Raw genomic sequence first — 23,880 nt, 5'->3', positions numbered from 1 at the left:
CTTACTCATTGATAACTCTTTATAAATAAAAAATATGGCCTTTAGAAAAGAAAACAAAATAAAGAGTAACTTTTCAAAAATAACCATCGGTCTGGCTTCCCCTGAAGAGATTCTTGAGAACTCTAGTGGTGAAGTTTTAAAACCGGAAACGATTAATTATCGTACGTACAAACCTGAGCGTGACGGTCTTTTCTGTGAGCGTATTTTCGGTCCTATCAAGGACTATGAATGCCATTGCGGTAAATACAAGCGTATTCGTTATAAAGGTATTGTCTGCGATCGTTGCGGGGTAGAAGTTACAGAGAAAAAAGTACGTCGTGAACGTATGGGACACATTCATTTGGTTGTACCTGTTGCTCATATCTGGTATTTTCGTTCCCTGCCCAATAAAATCGGTTACTTGTTAGGCTTGCCGACCAAGAAACTGGATTCTATTATCTATTACGAACGTTATGTCGTGATTCAGCCGGGTTGTGTAGACACTATTGCTGAATTGGACTTGCTTTCGGAAGAAGAATATTTGCAGATTCTGGATAACCTGCCAAAGGAAAACCAGATGTTGGAAGATACGGATCCGAATAAGTTCATCGCAAAGATCGGTGCTGAAGCCATCTATGATTTGTTGGCTCGTCTGGACTTAGATTCTTTGTCTTACGAATTGCGCCATCGTGCAAGCACAGACGGTTCGCAACAGCGTAAGAACGAAGCATTGAAACGTTTACAGGTTGTTGAGTCCTTCCGTGCATCCAGAGGGCGTAACAAACCGGAATGGATGATCGTGAAGGTTGTACCTGTTATCCCTCCAGAACTGCGTCCGTTGGTTCCGTTGGATGGTGGCCGTTTCGCTACTTCCGATTTGAATGATTTGTATCGTCGTGTTATTATCCGTAATAACCGTCTGAAACGATTAATCGATATTAAAGCTCCCGAAGTTATTTTACGTAATGAAAAACGTATGCTTCAGGAAGCTGTGGATTCTTTGTTTGATAACTCTCGTAAATCGAGTGCTGTTAAGACAGATGCTAACCGTCCGTTGAAGTCTCTCTCCGACAGTTTGAAAGGTAAACAAGGTCGTTTCCGTCAGAACCTGTTGGGTAAACGTGTTGACTATTCGGCCCGTTCGGTTATCGTTGTAGGTCCTGAATTGAAGATGCATGAATGTGGTCTGCCAAAGAATATGGCAGCCGAACTTTATAAGCCTTTCGTGATCCGTAAATTGATTGAACGCGGTATCGTAAAAACGGTTAAGTCTGCTAAGAAGATCGTCGACCGTAAGGAGCCGGTGGTTTGGGATATTTTGGAATACGTAATGAAAGGACATCCGGTATTGCTGAACCGTGCACCGACACTGCACCGTTTGGGTATTCAGGCATTCCAGCCAAAGTTGATCGAAGGTAAAGCTATTCAGTTGCACCCGTTGGCATGTACGGCATTCAACGCCGACTTCGACGGTGACCAGATGGCTGTTCACTTGCCTTTAGGAAACGAGGCCGTATTGGAAGCACAGATGTTGATGCTTGCTTCTCATAACATTCTGAATCCGGCTAACGGTGCACCTATTACTGTTCCTTCCCAGGATATGGTGTTAGGTTTGTACTACATAACCAAAATGCGCAAGGGAACACAAGGTGAAGGTCTTGTTTTCTATGGGCCGGAAGAAGCAACGATCGCATATAATGAAAAGAAAGTGGATATCCATGCTCCGATCAAAGTATATGTGAACGACATAGATAAGGAAGGTAATCCGGTTAAGAAAATGGTCGAAACTTCTGTCGGGCGTTTGATGGTCAATGAATTTGTTCCGGAAGAAGTCGGTTATATTAATGAAGTATTGGGTAAAAAAGCTCTCCGTGATATCATCGGTAAGGTGATCAAGGCTTGTGGTGTTGCCCGTACGGCTCAGTTCTTGGATGATATCAAGAATCTGGGTTATTATATGGCTTTCAAAGGTGGTTTGTCCTTCAACTTGGCTGACGTTCTGATCCCACCTGAAAAAGAGGCGTTGGTGAAAGAAGGTTATGACGAAGTTGAACAGATTATGAACAACTATAACATGGGGTTCATTACCAACAACGAACGTTATAACCAGATTATTGATACTTGGACACATGTTAACAGCAAGTTGTCCGATACATTGATGAAGCAGTTGACTGCTGATAATGATGGTTTCAACTCTATCTATATGATGATGGATTCTGGAGCCCGTGGTTCTAAAGAACAGATTCGTCAGTTGTCCGGCATGCGTGGTTTGATGGCAAAACCGCAGAAAAGTGGTGCAGAAGGTGGTCAGATTATTGAAAACCCGATCCTTTCTAACTTTAAAGAAGGTCTGTCCGTGTTGGAGTATTTTATCTCTACTCACGGTGCTCGTAAAGGTTTGGCCGATACAGCTTTGAAGACTGCTGATGCTGGTTATTTGACTCGTCGTCTGGTTGACGTATCGCATGATGTGATCATTAATGAAGAAGATTGTGGTACGTTGCGTGGTTTGGTTTGTACGGAATTGAAGAACAATGATGAAGTGATCGCTAGTCTGGGTGAACGTATCTTGGGGCGTGTTTCCGTTCATGATGTTATTCATCCGTTGACAGGAGAAGTAATCGTTCGGGCCGGTGAAGAAATTCGTGAAGATGCGGCTAAAAAGATCGAAGATTCTCCGATCGAAAGTGTTGAAATCCGCTCTGTATTGACTTGTGAATCCAAGAAAGGTGTTTGTGCGAAATGTTATGGCCGTAATCTGGCTACGAACCAGATGGTTCAGAAAGGTGAGGTTGTGGGTGTTATCGCAGCACAGTCAATCGGTGAACCGGGTACTCAGCTGACACTGCGTACATTCCACGTCGGTGGTATCGCATCTAACGTGGCAACAGAAAACAGTATCACTTCTAAATATGACGGTGTTCTGGAAATCGAAGAACTTCGTGCTGTGGATAGCGAAGAAAACGGTAAGAAATTCCAGGTTGTTGTCAGCCGTTTGGCTGAACTCCGTATTGTCGATCCGACAACGAAGATCGTATTACTGGCTCACAATATTCCTTATGGTTCCAAATTGTTCTTCAAGAATGGAGATACAATCAAGAAGGGGGATGTTATTATCGAATGGGACCCGTTCAACGCCGTTATCGTATCGGAAGTTTCCGGTAAGATCGAATTCGAAAGTTTGGTTGAAAATGTTACTTACAATGTTGAAAGTGACGAAACGACCGGCTTGAAGGAAAAGATCATTATCGAATCTAAAGATAAGACAAAAGCTCCGGCTGCACACATCGTGGATGAAAACGGAAACTATCTGAAGAATTATTCATTACCGTTGGGTGCACACGTTGTAAAAGACGAGGGCGATATGGTTAAGGCGGGTGAAGTCTTGGTCAAGATTCCGCGTGCAGTAAGTAAAGCCGGTGATATTACTGGTGGTTTGCCTCGTGTAACGGAATTGTTTGAGGCTCGTAACCCGTCTAACCCGGCTGTCGTTTCTGAAATCGATGGTGAAGTTGGTTTCGGCAAGATCAAGCGTGGTAACCGTGAAATTACTGTTACATCCAAATTGGGTGAAGTAAAGAAATATATGGTGCCTCTGTCCAAGCAACTGCTTGTTCAGGAAAATGACTACATTCGTGCTGGTATGCCTCTGTCTGATGGTGCGACTACTCCGTCTGATATCCTGGCAATCATGGGACCGACGGCTGTTCAGGAATATATCGTAAATGAAATCCAGGACGTATACCGTCTGCAGGGTGTAAAAATTAACGATAAGCATTTCGAGGTAATTGTTCGTCAGATGATGCGTAAGGTTGAAATCATCGATCCGGGAGATACTCGCTTCTTGGAACAGCAGGTGGTTGATAAGCTGGAGGTAATGGATGAAAACGATCGTATCTGGGGCAAGAAGGTTGTGACGGATCCGGGAGATTCTCAGACATTGCAGGCAGGTCAGATCGTGACTGTCCGTAAGTTGAGAGATGAGAATAGTATGCTGAAACGTCGTGACTTGAAATTGGTTGAAGTCCGTGATGCAGTTCCTGCTACGGCTAACCAGATTCTTCAGGGTATTACTCGTGCCGCTTTGCAGACAAACAGCTTTATGTCTGCCGCATCTTTCCAGGAAACAACTAAAGTGCTGAATGAAGCTGCTATCAATGGAAAAGTGGATCGTCTGGAAGGTTTGAAAGAAAACGTTATCTGCGGTCATTTGATTCCTGCCGGTACAGGCCAGCGTGATTTCGACAAATTGGTTGTCGGTGCTAAAGATGAGTTCGAACGTATCTTTGCAAATCGTAAGAATGTCGTAGATTTCAATACTATGGACAGAGACGATGAGTAAAATGCGGAATAAATAAAAGAGAAGGGTTACCGATATTCGGTAGCCCTTTTTTATTTTCTGTTATTTGTTTAATAAAATCAGAGTCCTTATATTTGTGTATTATCTTGATAATTAAAATAAATCATATATGAAGAAAGTACTATTTTATTTGTTCACCCTTTTGATCTCGACGAATATTGTTTTTGCTGAACATCTTGATAATGAAATGAATGTGATGTCTTTTAATATTCGCATGAGTACAAAGTCTGACGGGGCTAACTGGTGGGAGTATAGGAAAGACCTGGCTGCCAATGTGATCAAGTTTTATGATGTCGATATGTTTGGTGCGCAAGAAGTCTTGCATAATCAGTTGACGGATTTATTGGACCGTTTGCCGGACTATGGTTATGTCGGGGTGGGGCGTGAAGATGGTAAGACAAAAGGTGAATATTCTCCTATCCTTTACAGAAAGGATCGTTTCTCTGTTGTCAAAAGTGGCAATTTCTGGCTGGCGGAAGATATGAATGCCGTGGGCAAAAAAGGCTGGGATGCCGCTTGTGAGCGTGTTGCGACTTGGGCGATATTCAAAGATAAGAAATCCGGAAAAGAGTTTTTCTTTCTGAACACTCATTTGGATCACATGGGACAGGTTGCTCGTCATGAAGGGGCTTCTTTAGTCTTAAAGCAGGTGAAGTTGCTTTCCAGAAATCTACCGGTGATTGTTACTGGTGACTTTAATGCTGTTCCGACTGATGATCCGATTAAAGTTTTAACAGACGAAAAAGATCCGCGACATTTGACACATGCCCGTACATTGGCTCCTTTGTGCTACGGACCTGAGTGGACTTTCCACGATTATGGGCGTGTTCCTTTGGACGAACGTGTATGGATTGATTATATCTTTGTAAAAGGTAATGTCAAAGTACTTCGTCATGGTGTTTTGGCTGAAAGTCTGGATAACTTATATCCTTCAGACCATTGTCCTGTTATATCGAGAATAATTGTTCAGTAAATGTTATGGGTTCCGTAGATGTATTAAGAGAAATTACGCCGCTTTCACCGGAAGATTGTTTTCTGGTGATGCAGCGACCTAAGCGTAGTTTTTCCTATCCGCTTCATGTGCATCCGGAATTTGAACTGAACTATTTGGAGAATGCTGCTGGCGCGATTCGAATCGTTGGTGATTCGGTGGAGGAGATGGAAGAGCTTGATCTGTTATTGGTTGCAGGTGGAGCCAAGCATGCTTATTCAAATCACAAATGTCTGAGTACGGATATTTTGGAAATAACAATTCAGTTCCATGCCTCTCTTTTTGATAGTTTTATCAACAAGCGTCATTTCAAGACTATAAAAGATATGTTTGAGAAAGCCTCGTGCGGTCTTGTCTTTAGCCGTGAAATGATTTTGCGTATTCAACCCGAACTTAAAAAGCTATCGAGTGATAAACCGGATTCGTTTCACAATTTATTACGTTTGATAGAAATACTCAAGACTTTGTCGTTAGATGAAAAGGCACGCAAGTTAAATGCTATCAATACTGTAGAAAACTTTAGCAATATAGATAATGATCGTCTGGATACGATCATGTTGTTTTTGCATGAAAATTATCAGCGTCCGGTTTTATTGTCCGAACTTGCTTCGTTAATAAATATGAGCGAAGCGTCGCTTACTCGGTTTCTGAAAAAGTGGACGGGAAAAACTTTTATCGACAATTTGAATGACATTCGTATAGCTGAAGCGGTTTGCCGACTGATTGACACAAGTGATACAATAGCAGAAATATGCTATAAATCTGGTTTTAATAACTTATCGAATTTCAATCGGGCTTTTAAGCGACGAAAAGGTAATACTCCTACCGAATATCGTGAAAAATATGCACGTACTCGTTTTAGGATTTAAAACATGATTTTAAACTAATTTGCAAAATAAATGAATTATCTGTGACGGAATAGTATCATATAATGATAAAATAGTATTTGGTGGTTAATTGTATGAGGCATATCTTTGTAACGTTGAATAAACAATGAAATTACTAAGACGAATTGCCTTAGTTTAAGCGTCGAGATTATAGAATATTAAACACAATAAGGTATTTTTTTTACATTGGTCTAAAGAATTGAGAATTAAAAACACAACTGAAAAAGGGCTGCCTGTGAAGGTAGCCCTTTTTATTTGATACTATTCCGATTTTAATATGTATATTTGTCTTGGAATATTTATAATCAAATAATAAGAATATGGAAAATAACAAACCGACAAATGAGATTCAAGTAGAGCTGTCAGAAGAGATGGCTCAGGGAACGTATGCAAATCTGGCAATTATATCACATTCTTCATCCGAGTTCATATTGGATTTTATCCGCGTTGTGCCGGGTGCTCCGAAGGCACAGGTGAAAAGTCGTGTCATCCTGACTCCGGACAATGCAAAACGACTGTTGTTTGCTTTGCAAGATAATCTGGCAAAGTTTGAAGAACAAGCAAATGGTAAGACTGCCAAATTTGAAGATTTTGTTCCTCCCATCGGAGGTGTGAAAGGGGAAGCCTGATTATCCTGGACAGAAAATAAAAAAGTCCGTTCCTAAGGAGCGGACTTTTTTATTTGTAAGTGTGTGATTATCCGAGTCTCTTGTTTATAACGATATGACCGATATAACCCAGAATAATGACTCCTAAACCGGTAAGAAGAATAGTATTTGACAATCCTCCGTTAATTGCCGGTACAGCCAAAATGATAACACCGATAAGGAGTACGATTACCCCCAGATTTTTCAATAATTCGTTCATGGTGATAGATATTTTATATATTATTTTTTTTCTACCGCAAATAAAGCAATAATAACCCGATTGCAAAAATATTTTGGGACAAAAATGATGAAACCATTGAATTTAGCTTTTATATTTGTGAAATAATACAGTTATATATGCTACGGATACTTTATATGCTCTATTTATGGCTGTTTGTGGTTCCTGTTTTTGTGGCATTGACCATACTGACAGCCCTTACGGTTATTGTTGGTTGCCTATTAGGCGGGGAAAGAATATTTGCTTATTATCCGGGAATGATTTGGTCATGGCTGACTTGCCATTTGGCCCTTTGCCCGGTGAAGGTGAAAGGACGGGAAAATATAGACCGGAAGAAATCGTACGTATTTGTTGCCAACCATCAAGGCGCTTTCGACATATTCCTTATATATGGTTTTTTGGGTGTACCGATCAAGTGGGTGATGAAAGCCGGTATTGCCAAAATCCCGTTTGTGGGAGCTGCTTGCCGGGCTGCAGGTTTTATTTTTGTCGATAATTCGACACCGAAAGCTGCCGCCCGTAGCGTGTTGGAGGCGGAACGTAGCCTGAAGAACGGAACGTCGGTGGTGGTATTCCCGGAAGGTTCACGTACTTATAACGGAAAGATGATCCGTTTTAAGAAAGGAGCTTACCAGATGGCAGCCGACCAGCATTTACAGATTGTCCCGATCACCTTGAACGGACCTTTTGACGTATTGCCGATCGGTTCGTTGAATATTCACCGTCACAAGATGGAAATGGTCATTCATCCGCCTATCCCGACCGAAGGGATGGATGCTTCCCATAAAGGATTGCAGCAGATGGCTGACAAAACACAAGACATCATTGCGTCAGCCTTATGGGAGCAATATAAATAATCTATTTCCAGGATTTTAAAATGCCGCGTTTGCAGACACTCAGACTGAACCCGACGTTATCCCCATAGAGTGAACCTGCATCTGCGGCCACAGCTCCTGTGAATTCCCAACCTTGCAGGCGTGGATGGCGATATTTGACTTCCACCTGTCCGGAATTGCTTCTTTTGTTATTCAGAAACGGGGCGTAAGGTTTTCCCCAGCTATTCATGAGTGTGTATCTGAGGCGATAGGAAACCATTGGCGACAGGTCTCCTTCAAATGCCAAATGCCAGGCACGTACACGTGTATTCTTGAAATCTATATCCCCGTTCGTATTGTATTGGGGGGAAGTCAGAAGCGGTGATCCTATACCTTGTCCGAAATAGGAAGAACCGGTTATGTATTCTATATTATTGTAATAATCATCTCCGCCACCACCCGGACCTTGATATTTGTCATGATCGAAGATGATAAAATGGAACGGTCCGCTCTGATTGCGGGTGACCAAATATTCCGTTACAACCTTTTTTAGCCAGGGAAGGCGTGGCAAATCCAACTGTGCTCCCCAAAGTCCGTCTGTCCCGTTCACGAATATCATTCCGGATTTATCTTCGAAATAATGCTGATGATAAGCTGCCAGTTTCCAGTTCGGCATCGTATATTCCAGTTTGAAATCGTACGAACCGAAATGATTGCCAAGCACGTTGACCTGGTCCGACAGAGTTGCATTGTCTCCGCCTTCGCTACCACAAACTACCCGGATAAAATCTTTCAGGGAGTGAGGTTGTACACCTATTCTCGGATTGCTGGATGTTCCACCCCATTGCGCCCAGTGTTGCACGCCGATAATACCGGAAAGCGGGAATTTGTTTTGCGTGTCCTTGATGCGGACGTAAAAAGATTTATGATGCCAAAGGACGTTCTTTATATAGGTTTGTTTTCCATTGGAGAAATCTTCCAGATATTTGGTATCGAAAGACTTGCCTACCGCAAAATCTCCTTTCACCTGCATCCAACCCTTTGTGAGCGGAACGACGGTGAATTCCGGCATACTCAGTTTTATTTCCGGAATCGGGCGTGCGTTGGAGGAGAGAACCATGTCACCGGAACTAAGGGAATGATCCCAAAGCGAATGCCGGTTTTCTTTGCTCCCCACACTCAGAAGCATACTTTTATATCCTAACTCGGCATATATCTGTTGGATATACACATTACGGTAACGGGGTACGACAGCTACAATGTCCAGCCCTGCACTCCAGCGAAATCCCTTTCCAAAATGTTGTTGATGAAAAACTCCAGCGTTGAGATAGCCGTTATTGGCGTCTAGGGGAACTACCCCGTACCGATTGCTCACCATCCAGAACGGAGTTGTCGATCCGCTGCTGGCCGATCCGAAAACTTCGGCTTTATATGAGGTTGCATCTTCTGCTTCTTCCGTCTGTGCAAAAGTATTTGCAGCATGGAGAAGAGTGGCAACTGCAATGATTGTCTGTAAGGCTTTCATTCCATATTTATTTTAACCGGACAAAGGTAAGGATTAAAACTTACCGGCGGATATCTCATTTCGAAAAGAAGTATAAGCATTCTGAAAATACAAATATCAGAATAATCAATGTTTATTTTCCTGGCAACCAGTCGAACACTGTGCGATATACATGGTCGCGCGAGTCTTTTTCAGAGAGTATCAAGTCATGAATCCCGTTCTGTATCGTGTCACGTGTAACATAATTGCCTAATTTCTGTCCGTATTTTTGAATATCGTGTATGTCCAGCACGATGTCGGAAGACAGATATTCGTTATTCCATTCTTTTGTTTCCGGGAACGACTTGTTTGACGACATCACCAGTACCGGACAGTCCAGGCCGATCCCTTTCTGCACTGTTTTCTGCGCTTCTTGTATGGCGTTTATCCATCCGGCTTTTTTCGGATGGCCGTTAATCATCTTCCAGTCCGTATTATATACCCATTCCCCTTTGAATTGTTTGAGCAGACTATGAGCATACGAAGCATCCCCGTATCCTTGTACGGTCAGGTTAGGAAATAGTTTCCCTATACAGGAAACTACAGGGATCACGATTTTTTCCATCATCCATCCGAAATTCCAGTCCAGAAAGGGGCTGTTCAATATCAATCCGTCGACAGGAAGTTTACCTTTTTTGCTGTCCAGATAATACGGGGTAATCAATCCACCGGTAGAATGTGCCATCAGCAATATTTTGTCATTCCCCTCTTCCTTAATAATGGCAAGGGCAGTATCGAGGTCTGCAAAATACTCTTTCAAGCTTTTGCAGAAGAAAGGATTCTGGTTCGGCAGTATCGAGCGTCCGTACTTGCGGAGGTCCATAGCATAAAAGTTATAACCGTGGGCATTCACGCTGTCACCCAATTGTTTCTGAAAAAAATAGTCATTGTAGCCATGTATATACAAGATTGCCTGTTTGGCCTCCGGTAACTGTGGCTTCTTGACAAGCGTGCAGACGACTTTCCCCTCGTAGTCATCCGGCATCTGAATGGTCCGGCGCAGATAATTATCGCCCAGTATGTCCGGGACGTATTGAGCGTAAATTGTAGATATGAAGAGCTGTGATAAGATTGTAAAATATAGTTTTCGTGTCATATCGTTTTTAATTTCTTTATTATAACGCATTCGTCCTGATGTTTGTTGCAGATAACCGATTGCAAAGATATCGATTTTTATGAATTCGTATTGGTCGCTCTACCTGTTTTCATTATCAATGACAACACGAAGGTAGGGCCTCGCAACAGGCAGGAATACGGTTTGGGGAATATCGGCGAAGATCGGTGCGGTAACAGGTAGGAAAAGGTAGAATATAGATGCCATTATATTTTGAATATCACTAATTATTGCTTATCTTTACGGGACGATAAAACGATGGGGATTACGATGATGAATGAATTCGAAGTCAGGAGTTACGGGGGGAGGAATTGGCGGTCCTTTACAGTTCTGATTTGATGTCGGTATCGGCAGGGAAACGGTTGTCCCAATGGGTAGGGGTAAACCCGGAGCTAAAGACAGAGCCACGGGGAAACGATTGAAGGAAAGGGAAGAAGATGTAGACTCCCCCTACAGGTGAGGACGATCGTGCAATATCCGGGTGAGCCTTGAAATAAGGGACTTCTGTGTACGAAACAAGGGACTTTGGCGTGTCAAACCAAGAAGTTCGGGAGGTAAAAGACCGGACTTCCGGATGCGAAAGAAGGGATTCTTCTCATACCTGTCGTGTCTATGCCGGTTTAAAGGGGTACAAGGATATGAGCCTATATATATATTAATATATTTATTTTAAGATGTAGGATTGAACCACAATGAACGGAAAACCTCTGTAAGCTACTTGTAATGAGTTGTTTATATTGAGCCATTGACTGCACCTTTTTTATTAGAGGTGAACTGTTTGGTTTAGAGCCTGTTTAAATTATATTCAATAATAATCTTATAGTAGGCAATTTAATCATTTCCTCTGCCGGATAAAACGTTAATTCATGGCTTCGGCAGAGTTTTCTATTCTGATTTGCTACTGAGCTTACTAGGATAAACATAATTGAGGTTGCTCTGAAAAGATAAAAGTTTTTGTTTGCAGAATAAAAAAAAGTTCCTACCTTTGCACCGCAAAAAATATTTAGTAATAACAATACAAAACAGCGTTTTATGAACAATTACGAAACCGTTTTCATTTTGACTCCCGTTTTGTCTGACGCTCAGATGAAGGAAGCGGTAGAAAAATTCACGAACCTCCTGAAAGAACAGGGTGCTGAAATCGTGAACGAAGAAAATTGGGGTTTGCGCAAATTAGCTTATCCTATCGACAAGAAAACAACAGGCTTCTACCAGTTGGTTGAATTCAAGGCAAATCCGGAAACAATCGCTACACTGGAAATTAACTTCCGTCGTGACGAACGTGTGATTCGCTTCCTGACTTTCCGCCAGGACAAATATGCAGCAGAATATGCAGCAAAGAGAAGAAGTTTGAAATCATCTAAAGAAACAGTAAAGGAGAATTAATCATGGCAGCAACTCAATCAGAAATCAGATATTTGACTCCGCCTTCAGTAGACGTTAAAAAGAAAAAATATTGCCGTTTTAAAAAGAATGGCATCAAGTATATCGATTACAAAGATCCTGAATTCTTGAAGAAATTCCTGAACGAACAGGGTAAGATTCTTCCGCGTCGTATCACTGGTACTTCTTTGAAATTCCAGCGTCGTGTCGCTCAGGCTGTTAAAAGAGCTCGTCATTTGGCGTTGCTTCCTTACGTAACCGATTTAATGAAATAATAAAAGAGAGGAGACAGAATATGCAAGTTATTTTGAAAGAAGACGTAATCAACTTAGGTTACAAGGACGATATCGTAACGGTTAAAGACGGTTACGGACGTAACTTTCTAATCCCCACGGGTAAAGCAGTTATCGCATCTGAGTCTGCAAAGAAAGTATTGGCTGAAAACTTGAAACAACGTGCTCACAAGTTGGCTAAGATCAAAGAGGATGCTCAGGCTTTGGCTGCTAAGTTGGAAGGCGTTGCCCTGACAATCGGTGCTAAGACAAGCTCTACAGGTACGATCTTCGGTTCTGTAACGAATATCCAAGTGGCTGATGCATTGGCAAAAGCCGGTTTCGAGGTAGACCGTAAGATTATCTATATCAAGGAATCTGTTAAGGAAGTTGGCAATTACAAAGCTACCTTGAAACTTCACAAAGAAGTATCGGTAGAAGTTCCTTTTGAAGTAGTTTCTGAATAATCCTATACCGGATCTATAAATGGAAAGGGCGATTCCTTGCGAATTGCCCTTTTTTTATTTCAGATCAGCCCAGTTTAACTCATCAAAAAACATTACATTTGTCCCGAATTTGCAAGAAATTTTTAAAGTGGTAAAAAGAACTTTTCTATATATCAATTTGGTGATAGCCTTGTTTTTTGTTTTACCTGTGTCGCAGGCAAAGGAAAAGACGTTTACGGTGGTGATCGATGCCGGGCATGGGGGGAAAGACCCTGGTGCGCGTGGTTCGTCCATCAATGAAAAGGCTATTAATCTGGCGGTAGCTCTTAGGCTCGGTAGCCTGATATCGGAAAAGCATGATGATGTGAAAGTCATTTATACACGCAAAACGGATGTCTTCATCGAATTGGACGAGAGAGCGAATATCGCCAACCGGAATAAGGCGGACCTGTTTATCTCCATTCATACGAATGCGGTGAAGAGAGGCAGTTCCGTATCGGGAACGGAGACTTATACATTAGGTTTGGCCCGTACGGATGAGAATCTGGAAGTCGCTATGCGCGAAAACTCAGCAATCCTTTTGGAAGATAATTATCTGCAGAAGTATGAAGGTTTCGATCCGACTTCTTCCGAATCGTATATTATTTTCGAATTTATGCAGAATAAGCATATGGAGCAGAGCATTAGCCTGGCTTCGGAGGTGCAGAAATGTTTTGCTTCGGCCAAGCGTAATAACAGGGGAGTGCGGCAGGCGGGTTTCCTTGTGCTGCGTAAGACGAGCATGCCGAGTATTCTTGTGGAATTAGGGTATATCTCGAATCCTGCGGAAGAACGCTTCATGAGAACGAAGGAAGGGCAAAACAAACTGGCAACCGCCATTTATAATGCTTTTACAAAATATAAGTGGGAGTATGACCGCAAGCGCGGTGCGTTGGCGGGAAATGCAAGTGCTGCTCCTATATTGGAAGTTGTAGATAATATTGATGATAATCAACCGATTTCTGCGCCTCCTGGAAGCGAAGAGTATATTCGCCAAAAGAACAAGATGGAGGAGTCCAACCAGAGTCGCGTGTCCAAGTCGGCAGTCTCCGCGAAGCAAGCGGGTCGGGTTAAAAAGGGGCAAACGATTTATAAAATACAAATACTTACCTCAGATAAAAAACTTTCTTCCGGTTCTAAATTGTTTAAAGGATATAAGAATGTCGATTACTTTATTGAGAAAGGCATTTACAAGTATACATACGGCGAGACGACAAGTTTCGATTCTATCCGCAAGTTGCGCCGGCGGGTAGCGAAAGATTTTAAGGACGCTTTTATAGTCGCCTTTAAAGATGGAAAGAAAGTGAAATATTGATAGTAACAGAATTTATATTTATATATACAGAGAAGAAATGAAAAATGTATTCACCAAAGAAGCAAAGATCGGACTTGTGTTTATAGTCAGTCTGGCATTGCTATATTTAGGAATTAATTATTTGAAAGGGATCAATCTGTTTAAACCGACAAATCATTATGTGGTGGCTTGTACGAATGTAAAGGGAGTGACGGTTTCGAGTCCTGTATTTGTAGAAGGTTTTAAAGTCGGTCTGGTGCGTGAGATAGTTTATGACTATGATGCCGTCGATAAGATTTCGATCGATATCAGCCTGGAAGACCACATGAAAATTAATAAAGGCAGTTATATCACGATTGTGAACAGCTTCCTCGGTGGCGGTGAATTGCATATCCATCTGAACAAGTATGTGGACGACTATCTGAAGCCCGGTGATACGATCGAGGGGCGGATGGAGTCGGATATGATGCAATCCGTGCAGGAAAAGATTCTCCCGCAGGTGGAACTGCTCTTGCCGAAGATCGATTCGATTCTGGGCGGTTTGCAAACGCTGGTAAATCATCCGGCATTGGCCCAGTCTTTGAATAATATAGAGACAACGACTAATAGTCTGGCTGTTTCTTCCCGCCAGCTCAACCAGATGCTGAGCAAGGATGTGCCGGGCATTATGAGCGATCTGAAGGTCATCACCGGAAACTTTGCCGATGTCAGCACGGATTTGAAAAAACTGGATCTGGCAACGACCGTGAATGCGGTGAATGCAACATTGGATAACGTGGAACAGATGACGCGTAAGCTGAACTCAAAGGATAATAGTATGGGACTCCTGTTGAACGACCGTGCTCTTTACGATAACCTGAACAGTACGGCAGACAATGCCTCCAAGCTTTTGCTCGATTTGAGGCAGAACCCCAAAAGATATGTACATTTTTCTGTATTTTAAGATTGCATAAGATTTGTTGTACAAATCTGTTTATTTAGAATTATTCCAATTAAACGAAAAAATATAAAATACAGAAGTTTGACTTCTCTAAGGCCTTTAGATTGAGAAGTATAACTGGATCGAAAGGCCTTTTTTGAAGTCGGTTGCCAGAGATGGCAAGGAGCTAAAGAATGCTCTTAAACAAAGGTTTTTTGTGATTCTGATATTTTAAAATGAAGATATTCAGATTGTTGGAATTAACTGCCTGACAATAAACGGGATATTGAACAATCAAAAGTTCCAAACAAAATGATACTTTTTTTTTCGGAATTAATTTCTAAACTTTGTAGTCGTAAAAATAAAAATTGAAGTTGTAAGTAGAGTTGGGAGAGTAAAAAATCATGCAGACTGAATATCAAACTTTGTGGAATAAATGCCTCGCAGTCATTAAGGACATTGTCCCTGAGGCCGCTTTTAACACATGGTTCAAGCCTATCATACCATTATCATACGAGGATAATAAATTTACGATTCAAGTACCCAGCCAGTTCTTTTACGAGTATCTGGAAGAGAAGTATGTGAACGTATTGAAAGTTACTTTATATCGTGTGATAGGACAGGGTACGATATTGAACTATCGTATCAAAGTCGTTGATAAGGTAAAGGAAGATGGCATGATTACTTTACCTACCGGTAATGACGCTCCCCGTACCGGTAAGAAAAGTGCGGATATCCCTTCTCTATTCGAGTCTAAAGCTCGTCAGGATTGGGATTCTCATTTGAACCCTAAATACAACTTCGACAATTATTTTGAAGGGACAAGCAATCGTCTGGTCCGTTCTTCGAGCGAGGCTATCGCACAGGAACCGGGGAAGACCTTTAACCCGATGTTTGTATTCGGGGCGTCCGGTGTGGGAAAGACCCACTTATGCCATGCGATCGGTAACCGCATTCAGGAGATCCATCCGGAAAAGAAGGTGCTGTATATATCAGCCCACCTTTTTACCGTACAATACACGGAAGCCATCCGGAAAAATACGACAAATGATTTCATGTATTTTTATCAAGGCGTGGATGTGTTGATTTTGGACGATATCCAGGAACTGATCGGTAAAGATAAGACACAGAATACATTTTTCCATATATTCAATCACTTGCATCTGCTGGGCAAACAGTTGATCCTTACTTCCGATAAAGCTCCCGTCGATTTGCAGGGAATGGAGGAACGTTTGATTACCCGTTTGAAATGGGGGCTGACGGCAGAGCTGGATCGCCCGGATTTGGATTTGCGCAAGAAAATCCTGAAGAATAAGATCAGCCATGACGGTGTGGTGATTCCGGATGACGTGTTCAATTTTATTGCAAGCAACGTGACGGAGAATGTACGTGATGTGGAAGGTATCGTTGCGTCCTTGCTGGCTTATTCTACGGCGTTCAACCGGATGATCGACCTGCCCTTGACCAAACAGGTGGTGAGCCGCGTCGTAAAACTGGAAAAGAAGCAGGTGTCTGTGGAATCGATTCAGGATGTAGTCTGTAAATACTATAATCTGGAACTAGCCGCTATCCAGACCAACTCACGCAAGCGGGAAATCGTGCAGGCACGTCAGGTTACGATGTACCTGGCGAAGAAGTATACCGATAGTTCTTTTTCTCATATCGGGAAGATCGTCGGGAAGCGTGACCATGCAACCGTCTTGCATGCCTGTAAGACGGTAAGGGACCAGATCGAAACGAATAAATCTTTCCGTTCTTCGGTAGAAGAGATCGAGGCTTTGCTCAAGGCTTGATTTGATGATATATTTATATGAAAGGATGCGCTTCCGGGTTGCGTCCTTTTTCTATTTTGAGAAAATCTTATTGTAGTGTCGGTTCTCTTTTTGGAAAACTTTTTGAATTGAAAGAAAAGGTAAACTATTGATAAATAGCATGGTTGGTCTATGGAAGGGAGAACTTGTCGACAATGTATATTTTCTTTATTGAATAATTTGGCTAATCCATAAACAATGCTTAAACTTGCACATCATTAAACTTAAAACAATCGTGAATCGTAAAACTTACACCTTCGATGAAGCGTTTAAAGCTTCACTGGACTACTTTACCGGTGACGAATTGGCCGCAAAAGTATGGGTAAATAAGTATGCCTTGAAGGATGCATTCGGAAATATCTATGAGGAGTCTCCCGTAGACATGCATCACCGCTTGGCAAGTGAAATTGCCCGTGTAGAAAAGAAGTATCCTAACCCTCTGTCGGAAGAGGAACTCTTTGCCCTGTTTGATCATTTCCGTTACATCGTGCCGCAAGGAAGCCCGATGACGGGAATTGGCAATGATTTTCAAATTGCCTCACTCTCTAACTGTTTTGTAATCGGATTGGATGGAGATGCCGATTCATATGGTGCGATTATTCGAATTGATGAGGAACAAGTGCAGTTGATGAAACGTCGTGGCGGTGTTGGTCACGATTTATCACATATTCGTCCGAAAGGATCTCCTGTTAAGAACTCGGCGTTGACATCGACCGGATTGGTTCCTTTTATGGAACGTTACTCAAATTCAACCCGCGAAGTGGCCCAGGACGGCCGTCGTGGTGCCTTGATGCTTAGTGTTTCCATCAAACATCCGGATTCGGAATCGTTTATCGATGCCAAGATGACGGAAGGGAAGGTGACGGGGGCTAACGTTTCTGTGAAGATCGATGATGAATTTATGCAGGCCGTAATCAACGGAACTCCTTATAAACAACAATATCCGATCGACTCGTCGGAACCTACCAATGTGAAGGAAATCAATGCGGCCGAACTTTGGAAGAAAATCATTCATAATGCATGGAAGTCGGCTGAACCCGGTGTGCTTTTCTGGGATACGATCTTGAGAGAGTCTGTTCCCGATTCGTATGCGGATCTCGGATTCCGTACGGTTTCGACCAACCCTTGCGGTGAGATCCCCTTGTGCCCGTATGATAGCTGCCGTCTGTTGGCAATCAACTTATATTCATATGTTGTCAATCCATTCACAAAAGAGGCTTATTTCGATTTTGACCTGTTCCGGAAGCATGTTATCCTGGCGCAACGTATCATGGATGATATCATCGACTTGGAATCAGAAAAGATTGAAAAGATTCTGGAGAAGATCGATGCCGATCCCGAATCATTGGAAGTAAAACAGAGCGAACGCCACCTGTGGGAGAAGATACAGAAGAAAACATTGCAGGGACGTCGTACAGGTGTGGGCATCACAGCCGAAGGCGATATGATTGCCGCCTTGGGATTGCGCTACGGCACGGAAGAAGCGACAGAGTTTGCCGAGAAGGTACAGAAGATGTTGGCTTTGGCTGCCTATCGTTCTTCTGTGGAAATGGCCAAAGAACGTGGTGCATTCGATATCTATGATGCAAAGCGCGAAGAAAAGAATCCGTTTATCAACCGTCTGCGTGAAGCCGATCCGGAGCTGTATGACGACATGGTGAAATACGGTCGCCGTAATATCGCCTGTCTGACGATAGCACCGACGGGAACGACCAGCTTGATGACGCAGACTACTTCGGGTATCGAACCGGTGTTCCTGCCCGTTTATCGCCGTCGCCGCAAGGTGAACCCGAACGATGCGGAAGCTCGTGTTGACTTTGTCGACGAAACAGGTGACGCATTCGAAGAATATATCGTATTCCATCATAAATTTGTAACTTGGATGTTGGCCAACGGCTTCTCTGCTTCCAAAAAATATACACAAGAAGAAGTAGAAGAACTGGTTGCCAAGTCTCCTTACTATAAAGCGACGTCAAACGATGTCGACTGGTTGCAGAAAGTCCGTATGCAGGGACGTATTCAGAAATGGGTGGACCACTCCATCAGCGTAACAATCAACCTGCCGGCCGATGTGACGGAAGACCTTGTGAACTCCCTGTATGTGGAAGCCTGGAAGTGCGGTTGTAAGGGCTGTACGGTTTACCGTGACGGTTCCCGCTCAGGTGTATTGTTGTCTACGGATAACAAGAAGAAGAAAAAAGAAGATTGCAACTGTATGGAGCCGCCGGTTATCGTGGCTACCCGTCCGCGCGAACTGGAAGCCGACGTGGTGAAATTCCAGAACAACCGTGAGAAGTGGATTGCATTTGTCGGTCTGCTGAATGGTCGCCCGTACGAAATCTTTACCGGTCTTGCCGATGACGATGAAGGTATCATGTTGCCGAAGAACGTTTCGAAGGGTAGCATTATCAAGAGCTATGACGAGGACGGCCAGAAGCATTACGACTTCCAGTTCAAGAATAAGCGTGGTTACAAGATGACGATCGAAGGTCTGGACGGCAAGTTCAATCCGGAATTCTGGAACTATGCCAAGCTGATCTCCGGTGTCTTGCGCTACGGTATGCCGATCGACCAGGTGATCAAGCTGGTTCAAGGTATGGAACTGAATAACGAATCTATCAACACTTGGAAGAACGGTGTGGAACGCGCTTTGAAGAAATACCTGCCGAACGGTACGGAGGCAAAAGGCCAGAAATGCCCGAATTGCGGACATGAGACACTTGTCTACCAGGAAGGTTGTCTGATCTGTACCAATTGCGGTGCTTCGAGATGCGGATGAAAAGATTTATGGTTTATGATTTATGATTTATCATTGACGCTAAATGATAAATCATAAATCGTGAATAATATCCCATGAATCATAAATCATAAATATAAAAGTACCATGAAAGTCACCTTTAATATCAACTTCCATACCGTTTGGGGGCAGAAGTTATGTGTTGTAGGGTCGATTCCTGAGCTGGGTTCCTGGGAACCTGCTTTGGCAAAAGAAATGAGTTATAAGGGAGATGGAAACTGGCAGCTTGAACTGGAAGTGACCTCTCCTGTCAAGGATATAGAATACAGATATTTCCTGAGTGTAAACGACAAGCAGATATTCGAGGAATGGGAAAAGAACCATCAGGTATTCTTTATCGGCCAGGCAGACCAATATACACTATATGATTATTGGCAGGTTCGTCCTGCTAATCTGGCCTTTTATTCCTCAGCATTTACTAAAAGTTTGTTTGCACATCCGTGTAATACGCATGAGCGGGTGGTGAAGAGCGGTAAGAGACTTACGATCAAGATCTCTGTTCCGCGTGTCGAAAAGAACCAGCGCGTGGCTATCACCGGAAATCAGGACTGTTTGGGCAATTGGCATCCTGATAAAGCGTTAATATTGAGTTGCGACACCTTTCCCGTCTGGCATATAGACTTGGATGCGGGGGAGATTTCCTATCCGTTGGAATATAAGTTTCTGATCTGCGATGATCAGCAGCAGCCTTTATATTGGGAAGAAGATGAGAACCGTGTCTTGAATCTGCCTTCGCAACAGGTGGGAGAGACGGTGATCGTTTCGGGCCTTTATTTTCGTGATAACCTGCCTTTATGGCGGTGTGCCGGTTCGGTGATCCCGGTCTTTTCCTTACGTTCGGAGAAGAGCTTCGGAGTCGGTGACCTGGGGGATTTGCGTATGTTGGTGGATTGGGCCAGGAAAACGTGTCAACGTATCATCCAGGTGCTTCCTATGAACGACACGACGACGACGCATACCCGTACCGATTCGTATCCTTATAGCGCCATTTCGATTTACGCCCTTCATCCGATGTACATCAGCCTGCCCGATCTGGGAGAGCTGGCAGATCCGGAAAAGGCGGCCTTTTTTGCCCGGAAACAGGCAGAGTTGAACGGACTGGATGCCGTCGATTACGAACAGACGGTTCGATATAAGCTGGAATATTGCCGGGAATACTTCAGGCAGGAGGGCGAGGCGATCTTGTCCACCTCTGAATATCGGGAGTTTTTCGCGCAAAACGAGTCCTGGCTGATGCCTTATGCCGCCTATTGCTACTTGCGTGACATGTACCGGACTTCCGACTTCACGCAATGGAAAGAGAACTCCGTATTCGATAAGAACACTATTCGTGAACTTTGTTCCGTGGGAGGCAAGGCATATCCGGAAATATCTTTCTTGTATTTCCTGCAATATGTCCTGCATACCCAGTTTAAGGGCGTTTCCGATTATGCCCGCAAGAACGGGATCGTGCTGAAAGGCGATTTGCCTATAGGAGTGAACCGTACGAGTGTCGAGGCATGGATGGAACCGAAATACTTTAATATGAACGGTCAGGCCGGTGCTCCGCCCGACGATTTCTCCGTAAATGGTCAGAACTGGGGGTTCCCGACCTATAATTGGGATATGATGGAGAAAGATAATTTCTCCTGGTGGAAGAAACGTTTCCGTAAATTGGAAGATTATTTCGATAGTTTCCGTATCGATCATATCTTAGGCTTTTTCCGTATCTGGGAAGTACCGTCGGAGTATGTTCAGGGACTTTGCGGGCATTTCAACCCTGCTTTGCCGCTTACCCCGAACGAAATCGAACAGTATGGCTTGGATTTCAATGAAGCGCGCCTGACTACCCCTCATATCAACCGCGAGTTCCTGCCCGAATTGTTTGGCGATCAGACGGAAGAAGTGATCGGTGCGTTCCTGGCCCAGTCATCATCGCGGCATTTCGTGTTGAAACCTTTCTGCGATACGCAACGCAAGGTGGAAGCTCTGTTTGCCGGAAAGACGGATGAGGCATCCCTTCGGATTAAGAAAGGACTGTTTGCCATAGCCAATGAAGTGCTGTTCCTGCGCGATCCGCGTGAGCCGGATAAATTCCACCCGCGTATTTCGGCTAGCCAGTCCTACTTGTATCGCGAGTTGAGCGCTTCTGACCAATATGCTTTTGACCAGTTATATTGGAACTTTTTCTATCACCGCCATAATGAGTTCTGGAAAGCTCAAGCCTTTAACCGCCTGACTCCGCTGGTAGGCAGTACGAACATGTTGGTTTGTGGCGAAGACTTAGGAATGATCCCGGAATCCGTCCCCGATGTGATGAACAAATTGCAGATATTCAGTCTGGAAATAGAACGTATGCCCAAGACTCCGCAACGTGAATTTTCGGACTTGTACAACCTGCCTTATCATTCGGTTTGTACGACATCCACCCACGATATGACACCGCTCCGTAGCTGGTGGAAAGAGGACCGTGCTAAGATACAGCGTTATTATAATAATGTTCTGGGATATGCCGGGGATGCGCCAGAGGAATGTACGGCAGATTTGGCGACGCAGATCGTTTCCAACCACCTGGCGACGGCTTCGATGCTGGCCATAATCCCCATACAGGACTGGTTTGCAATGGATGACTCCATCAAGCGGAAAGATTACGAAGCGGAACGCATCAACGTCCCGTCCGATTCAAACCATTATTGGCGATACAGGATGCACATCACGTTGGAGAAACTGATCGAGGCAGACTGCCTGAATAACAAGATTACGGAACTGATTAGGAATTCGGGGAGAAAATAAACAGCCAGTCGGTTCTACAGTCGCGGAGGAGCACGCTATTTTTTCAGAAAATAAGTAAATAGAGTGTTCCTCCGTTATTTTTTTATATATTTGCTTCATTGTAAGTTATAACAGTAGGTTTAAACGAAAAAGTATCCGTGGCTCCCTTCATATGAAGGGGATAGCCGGCTTTTTTGTGGCGCCGGCTATCCCCTTCATATGAAGGGGATAGCCGGCTTTTTTGTGGCGCCGGCTATCCATTCCTTATTATAAGAAATATACAATGGGTACGAACTGAAGATTACTAATTTAAACTTTATAATATATGATGAACAAACTTTACTTTTATTGTCTTGCCCTATTTGTGGCACCGACTTTTTCAGCCTTCGGGCAAACTCAACCCTCGCAGGACGAGAATGGGTATTATTTAATAGAGAGTGCGGAACATCTGAAATGGTTCCGGGATCAGGTGAATGCTTCCGAGCATGAACAAGTGGACACCAACGGTGACGGTCAAATCAACATGGACGACGATACGGTTGTCCGGCTTAATGCCAAACTGACGGCCGACATCGATCTCGGTGGCGAATCTTGGACGCCGATCGGTGAGTATAACAACGGCGAGGAGCCTGATGAAGTCCGTTTCGGAGGCTACTTCGACGGGCAGGGACATGTCATCAAGGGACTGAACGTCCAGCCGATCGACGGGCGGCAGTCGTACGGGCTGTTCGGCTATGTCGCTTGGGGTGTGGTGAAGAACCTCGGCATAGTCGGCGGCACGGTCACTTCCAAAGCTGATGATGGGCAGGAATACACCGGTGCCATCAGCGGGATGCTCAGCTACGGACGTATTGAGAACTGCTTCAGCACTGCCACTGTCAGCGGGACGGCAGAGGGAAGCATTGGCGGATTGACCGGCGGTATGCGCAAGATCAGCAGCGTTTCGAACAGCTACAATGCCGGGACGGTCATCGATCCGGCAGGTATGGCAGGTGGCATTACCGGATACATAGGCAGCGATGCGAGCGTCTATAACTGTTACAATATGGGCAAGGTGACCGGTGGCGCGATTTCGGGTGATGATTGCAGCGAAAGCACCCTCCGCTCAGGTGAGGAAGAACTGCCCTCCATCATTGACTGCTATTATCTGGAAGGTGCTGGCTCCGGCACGCTTGCCAAGGCACTTTCGGCTTCCGATTTCGTGACCACCATCAATGAAAAGCTCTTCACCGATCCGAATAACGGTGAGGATTTCCCCTGGGACGGCAAGGCGAACCTTACAGGCGATAGGTTGTCTGTTCCGACATTCGACAGCAGTTCTGTCGTGGAAGTTCCTCTCGATGATGATCCGACGGCTACGGAAATCATCGCGAAGGGAGAAAGCCACATACAGGCGATCGATGGACGTATCTGTATCACGACATCCGAACCGATGAAAGTGCGAGTAGTCAATATTGCCGGGCAGACGGTTCGCACCGTTTCTCTATCGGATGGCTATAGCGAAATGACCGGTTTGGCTGAAGGCGTCTATATTGTCGTCTTGGAAGACGGGACATGCGTGAAAGTCTTGTTACGGTAAGGACGACTGTCAGAT

The 23,880-nt window shown here is 43.9% G+C and carries 17 protein-coding genes; 14 read left to right on the top strand and 3 right to left on the bottom strand.

What is annotated here, in order from left to right; all coding sequences use genetic code 11:
- Positions 1-34: 34 nt before the first annotated feature.
- From rpoC to KTG12_RS04120, 4 genes are all read left to right on the top strand, one after another.
- Positions 35-4,321, top strand: a complete 4,287-nt coding sequence (rpoC, locus tag KTG12_RS04135; protein WP_005637131.1) for a DNA-directed RNA polymerase subunit beta' — start codon at positions 35-37, stop codon at positions 4,319-4,321.
- Positions 4,322-4,448: 127 nt separating this feature from the next.
- Positions 4,449-5,312 carry an endonuclease/exonuclease/phosphatase family protein gene (locus KTG12_RS04130; RefSeq protein ID WP_005637130.1) on the top strand — a complete coding sequence of 288 codons (864 nt, stop codon included), beginning with the start codon at positions 4,449-4,451 and terminating at the stop codon, positions 5,310-5,312.
- 5 nt (positions 5,313-5,317) lie between these two features.
- On the top strand, positions 5,318-6,199 hold the full coding sequence (locus KTG12_RS04125) for an AraC family transcriptional regulator (protein WP_005637129.1): 882 nt from the start codon (positions 5,318-5,320) through the stop codon (positions 6,197-6,199).
- A gap of 338 nt (positions 6,200-6,537) precedes the next feature.
- On the top strand, positions 6,538-6,846 hold the full coding sequence (locus tag KTG12_RS04120) for a DUF3467 domain-containing protein (protein ID WP_005637128.1): 309 nt from the start codon (positions 6,538-6,540) through the stop codon (positions 6,844-6,846).
- Between the two features lie 67 nt (positions 6,847-6,913).
- Here KTG12_RS04120 and KTG12_RS04115 read toward each other — a convergent pair whose 3' ends face one another.
- Complete coding sequence (locus KTG12_RS04115; RefSeq protein WP_005637127.1) at positions 6,914-7,084, bottom strand: hypothetical protein; 171 nt, start codon at positions 7,082-7,084, stop codon at positions 6,914-6,916.
- A gap of 137 nt (positions 7,085-7,221) precedes the next feature.
- On the opposite strand from KTG12_RS04115, the gene KTG12_RS04110 reads away from it, so the two are divergent.
- A complete protein-coding gene (locus KTG12_RS04110; protein ID WP_119215283.1) occupies positions 7,222-7,959 on the top strand; it encodes a 1-acyl-sn-glycerol-3-phosphate acyltransferase in 738 nt (245 codons plus the stop codon).
- Between the two features lies 1 nt (position 7,960).
- Here the strand turns inward: KTG12_RS04110 and KTG12_RS04105 are convergent, their stop codons facing one another.
- Together KTG12_RS04105 and KTG12_RS04100 are read right to left on the bottom strand one after the other, a co-directional pair.
- Positions 7,961-9,442, bottom strand: coding sequence for a capsule assembly Wzi family protein (locus KTG12_RS04105; protein ID WP_119215284.1), 1,482 nt, complete (start codon positions 9,440-9,442; stop codon positions 7,961-7,963).
- Positions 9,443-9,554: 112 nt separating this feature from the next.
- Positions 9,555-10,556, bottom strand: a complete 1,002-nt coding sequence (locus tag KTG12_RS04100; protein ID WP_119215304.1) for an alpha/beta hydrolase — start codon at positions 10,554-10,556, stop codon at positions 9,555-9,557.
- 1,050 nt (positions 10,557-11,606) lie between these two features.
- Here KTG12_RS04100 and rpsF point away from each other — a divergent pair.
- The 9 genes from rpsF (at position 11,607) to KTG12_RS04055 (ending at position 23,865) form a co-directional block, all read left to right on the top strand.
- Positions 11,607-11,960, top strand: a complete 354-nt coding sequence (gene rpsF, locus KTG12_RS04095; protein ID WP_005637109.1) for a 30S ribosomal protein S6 — start codon at positions 11,607-11,609, stop codon at positions 11,958-11,960.
- 2 nt (positions 11,961-11,962) lie between these two features.
- Positions 11,963-12,232 (top strand): 30S ribosomal protein S18, encoded by a 270-nt coding sequence (gene rpsR, locus KTG12_RS04090; protein WP_005637107.1) that lies wholly within the window; start codon positions 11,963-11,965, stop codon positions 12,230-12,232.
- Positions 12,233-12,252: 20 nt separating this feature from the next.
- Positions 12,253-12,696, top strand: coding sequence for a 50S ribosomal protein L9 (gene rplI / locus KTG12_RS04085; RefSeq protein ID WP_005637097.1), 444 nt, complete (start codon positions 12,253-12,255; stop codon positions 12,694-12,696).
- Between the two features lie 127 nt (positions 12,697-12,823).
- Entirely contained in the window at positions 12,824-14,029 is a 1,206-nt protein-coding gene (locus tag KTG12_RS04080) for an N-acetylmuramoyl-L-alanine amidase (protein WP_173022985.1), read from the top strand.
- A 37-nt stretch (positions 14,030-14,066) separates the two neighbouring features.
- The gene (locus tag KTG12_RS04075; protein WP_022322900.1) at positions 14,067-14,951 is read left to right on the top strand and encodes an MlaD family protein; all 885 of its coding nucleotides are present in this window, start codon (positions 14,067-14,069) and stop codon (positions 14,949-14,951) included.
- 380 nt (positions 14,952-15,331) lie between these two features.
- The gene (gene dnaA, locus KTG12_RS04070) at positions 15,332-16,720 is read left to right on the top strand and encodes a chromosomal replication initiator protein DnaA (RefSeq protein ID WP_005637083.1); all 1,389 of its coding nucleotides are present in this window, start codon (positions 15,332-15,334) and stop codon (positions 16,718-16,720) included.
- A 253-nt stretch (positions 16,721-16,973) separates the two neighbouring features.
- On the top strand, positions 16,974-19,517 hold the full coding sequence (locus KTG12_RS04065) for an adenosylcobalamin-dependent ribonucleoside-diphosphate reductase (protein ID WP_036724401.1): 2,544 nt from the start codon (positions 16,974-16,976) through the stop codon (positions 19,515-19,517).
- A gap of 105 nt (positions 19,518-19,622) precedes the next feature.
- The gene (locus tag KTG12_RS04060; RefSeq protein ID WP_005637072.1) at positions 19,623-22,307 is read left to right on the top strand and encodes a 4-alpha-glucanotransferase; all 2,685 of its coding nucleotides are present in this window, start codon (positions 19,623-19,625) and stop codon (positions 22,305-22,307) included.
- A 304-nt stretch (positions 22,308-22,611) separates the two neighbouring features.
- Positions 22,612-23,865, top strand: a complete 1,254-nt coding sequence (locus KTG12_RS04055) for a DUF6383 domain-containing protein (RefSeq protein WP_138272536.1) — start codon at positions 22,612-22,614, stop codon at positions 23,863-23,865.
- Positions 23,866-23,880: the final 15 nt, after the last annotated feature.

Source organism: Parabacteroides sp. MSK.9.14, from assembly GCF_019041495.1.
Taxonomy (GTDB): domain Bacteria; phylum Bacteroidota; class Bacteroidia; order Bacteroidales; family Tannerellaceae; genus Parabacteroides; species Parabacteroides merdae.
This window is presented reverse-complemented; position numbering and strand designations above follow the sequence as displayed.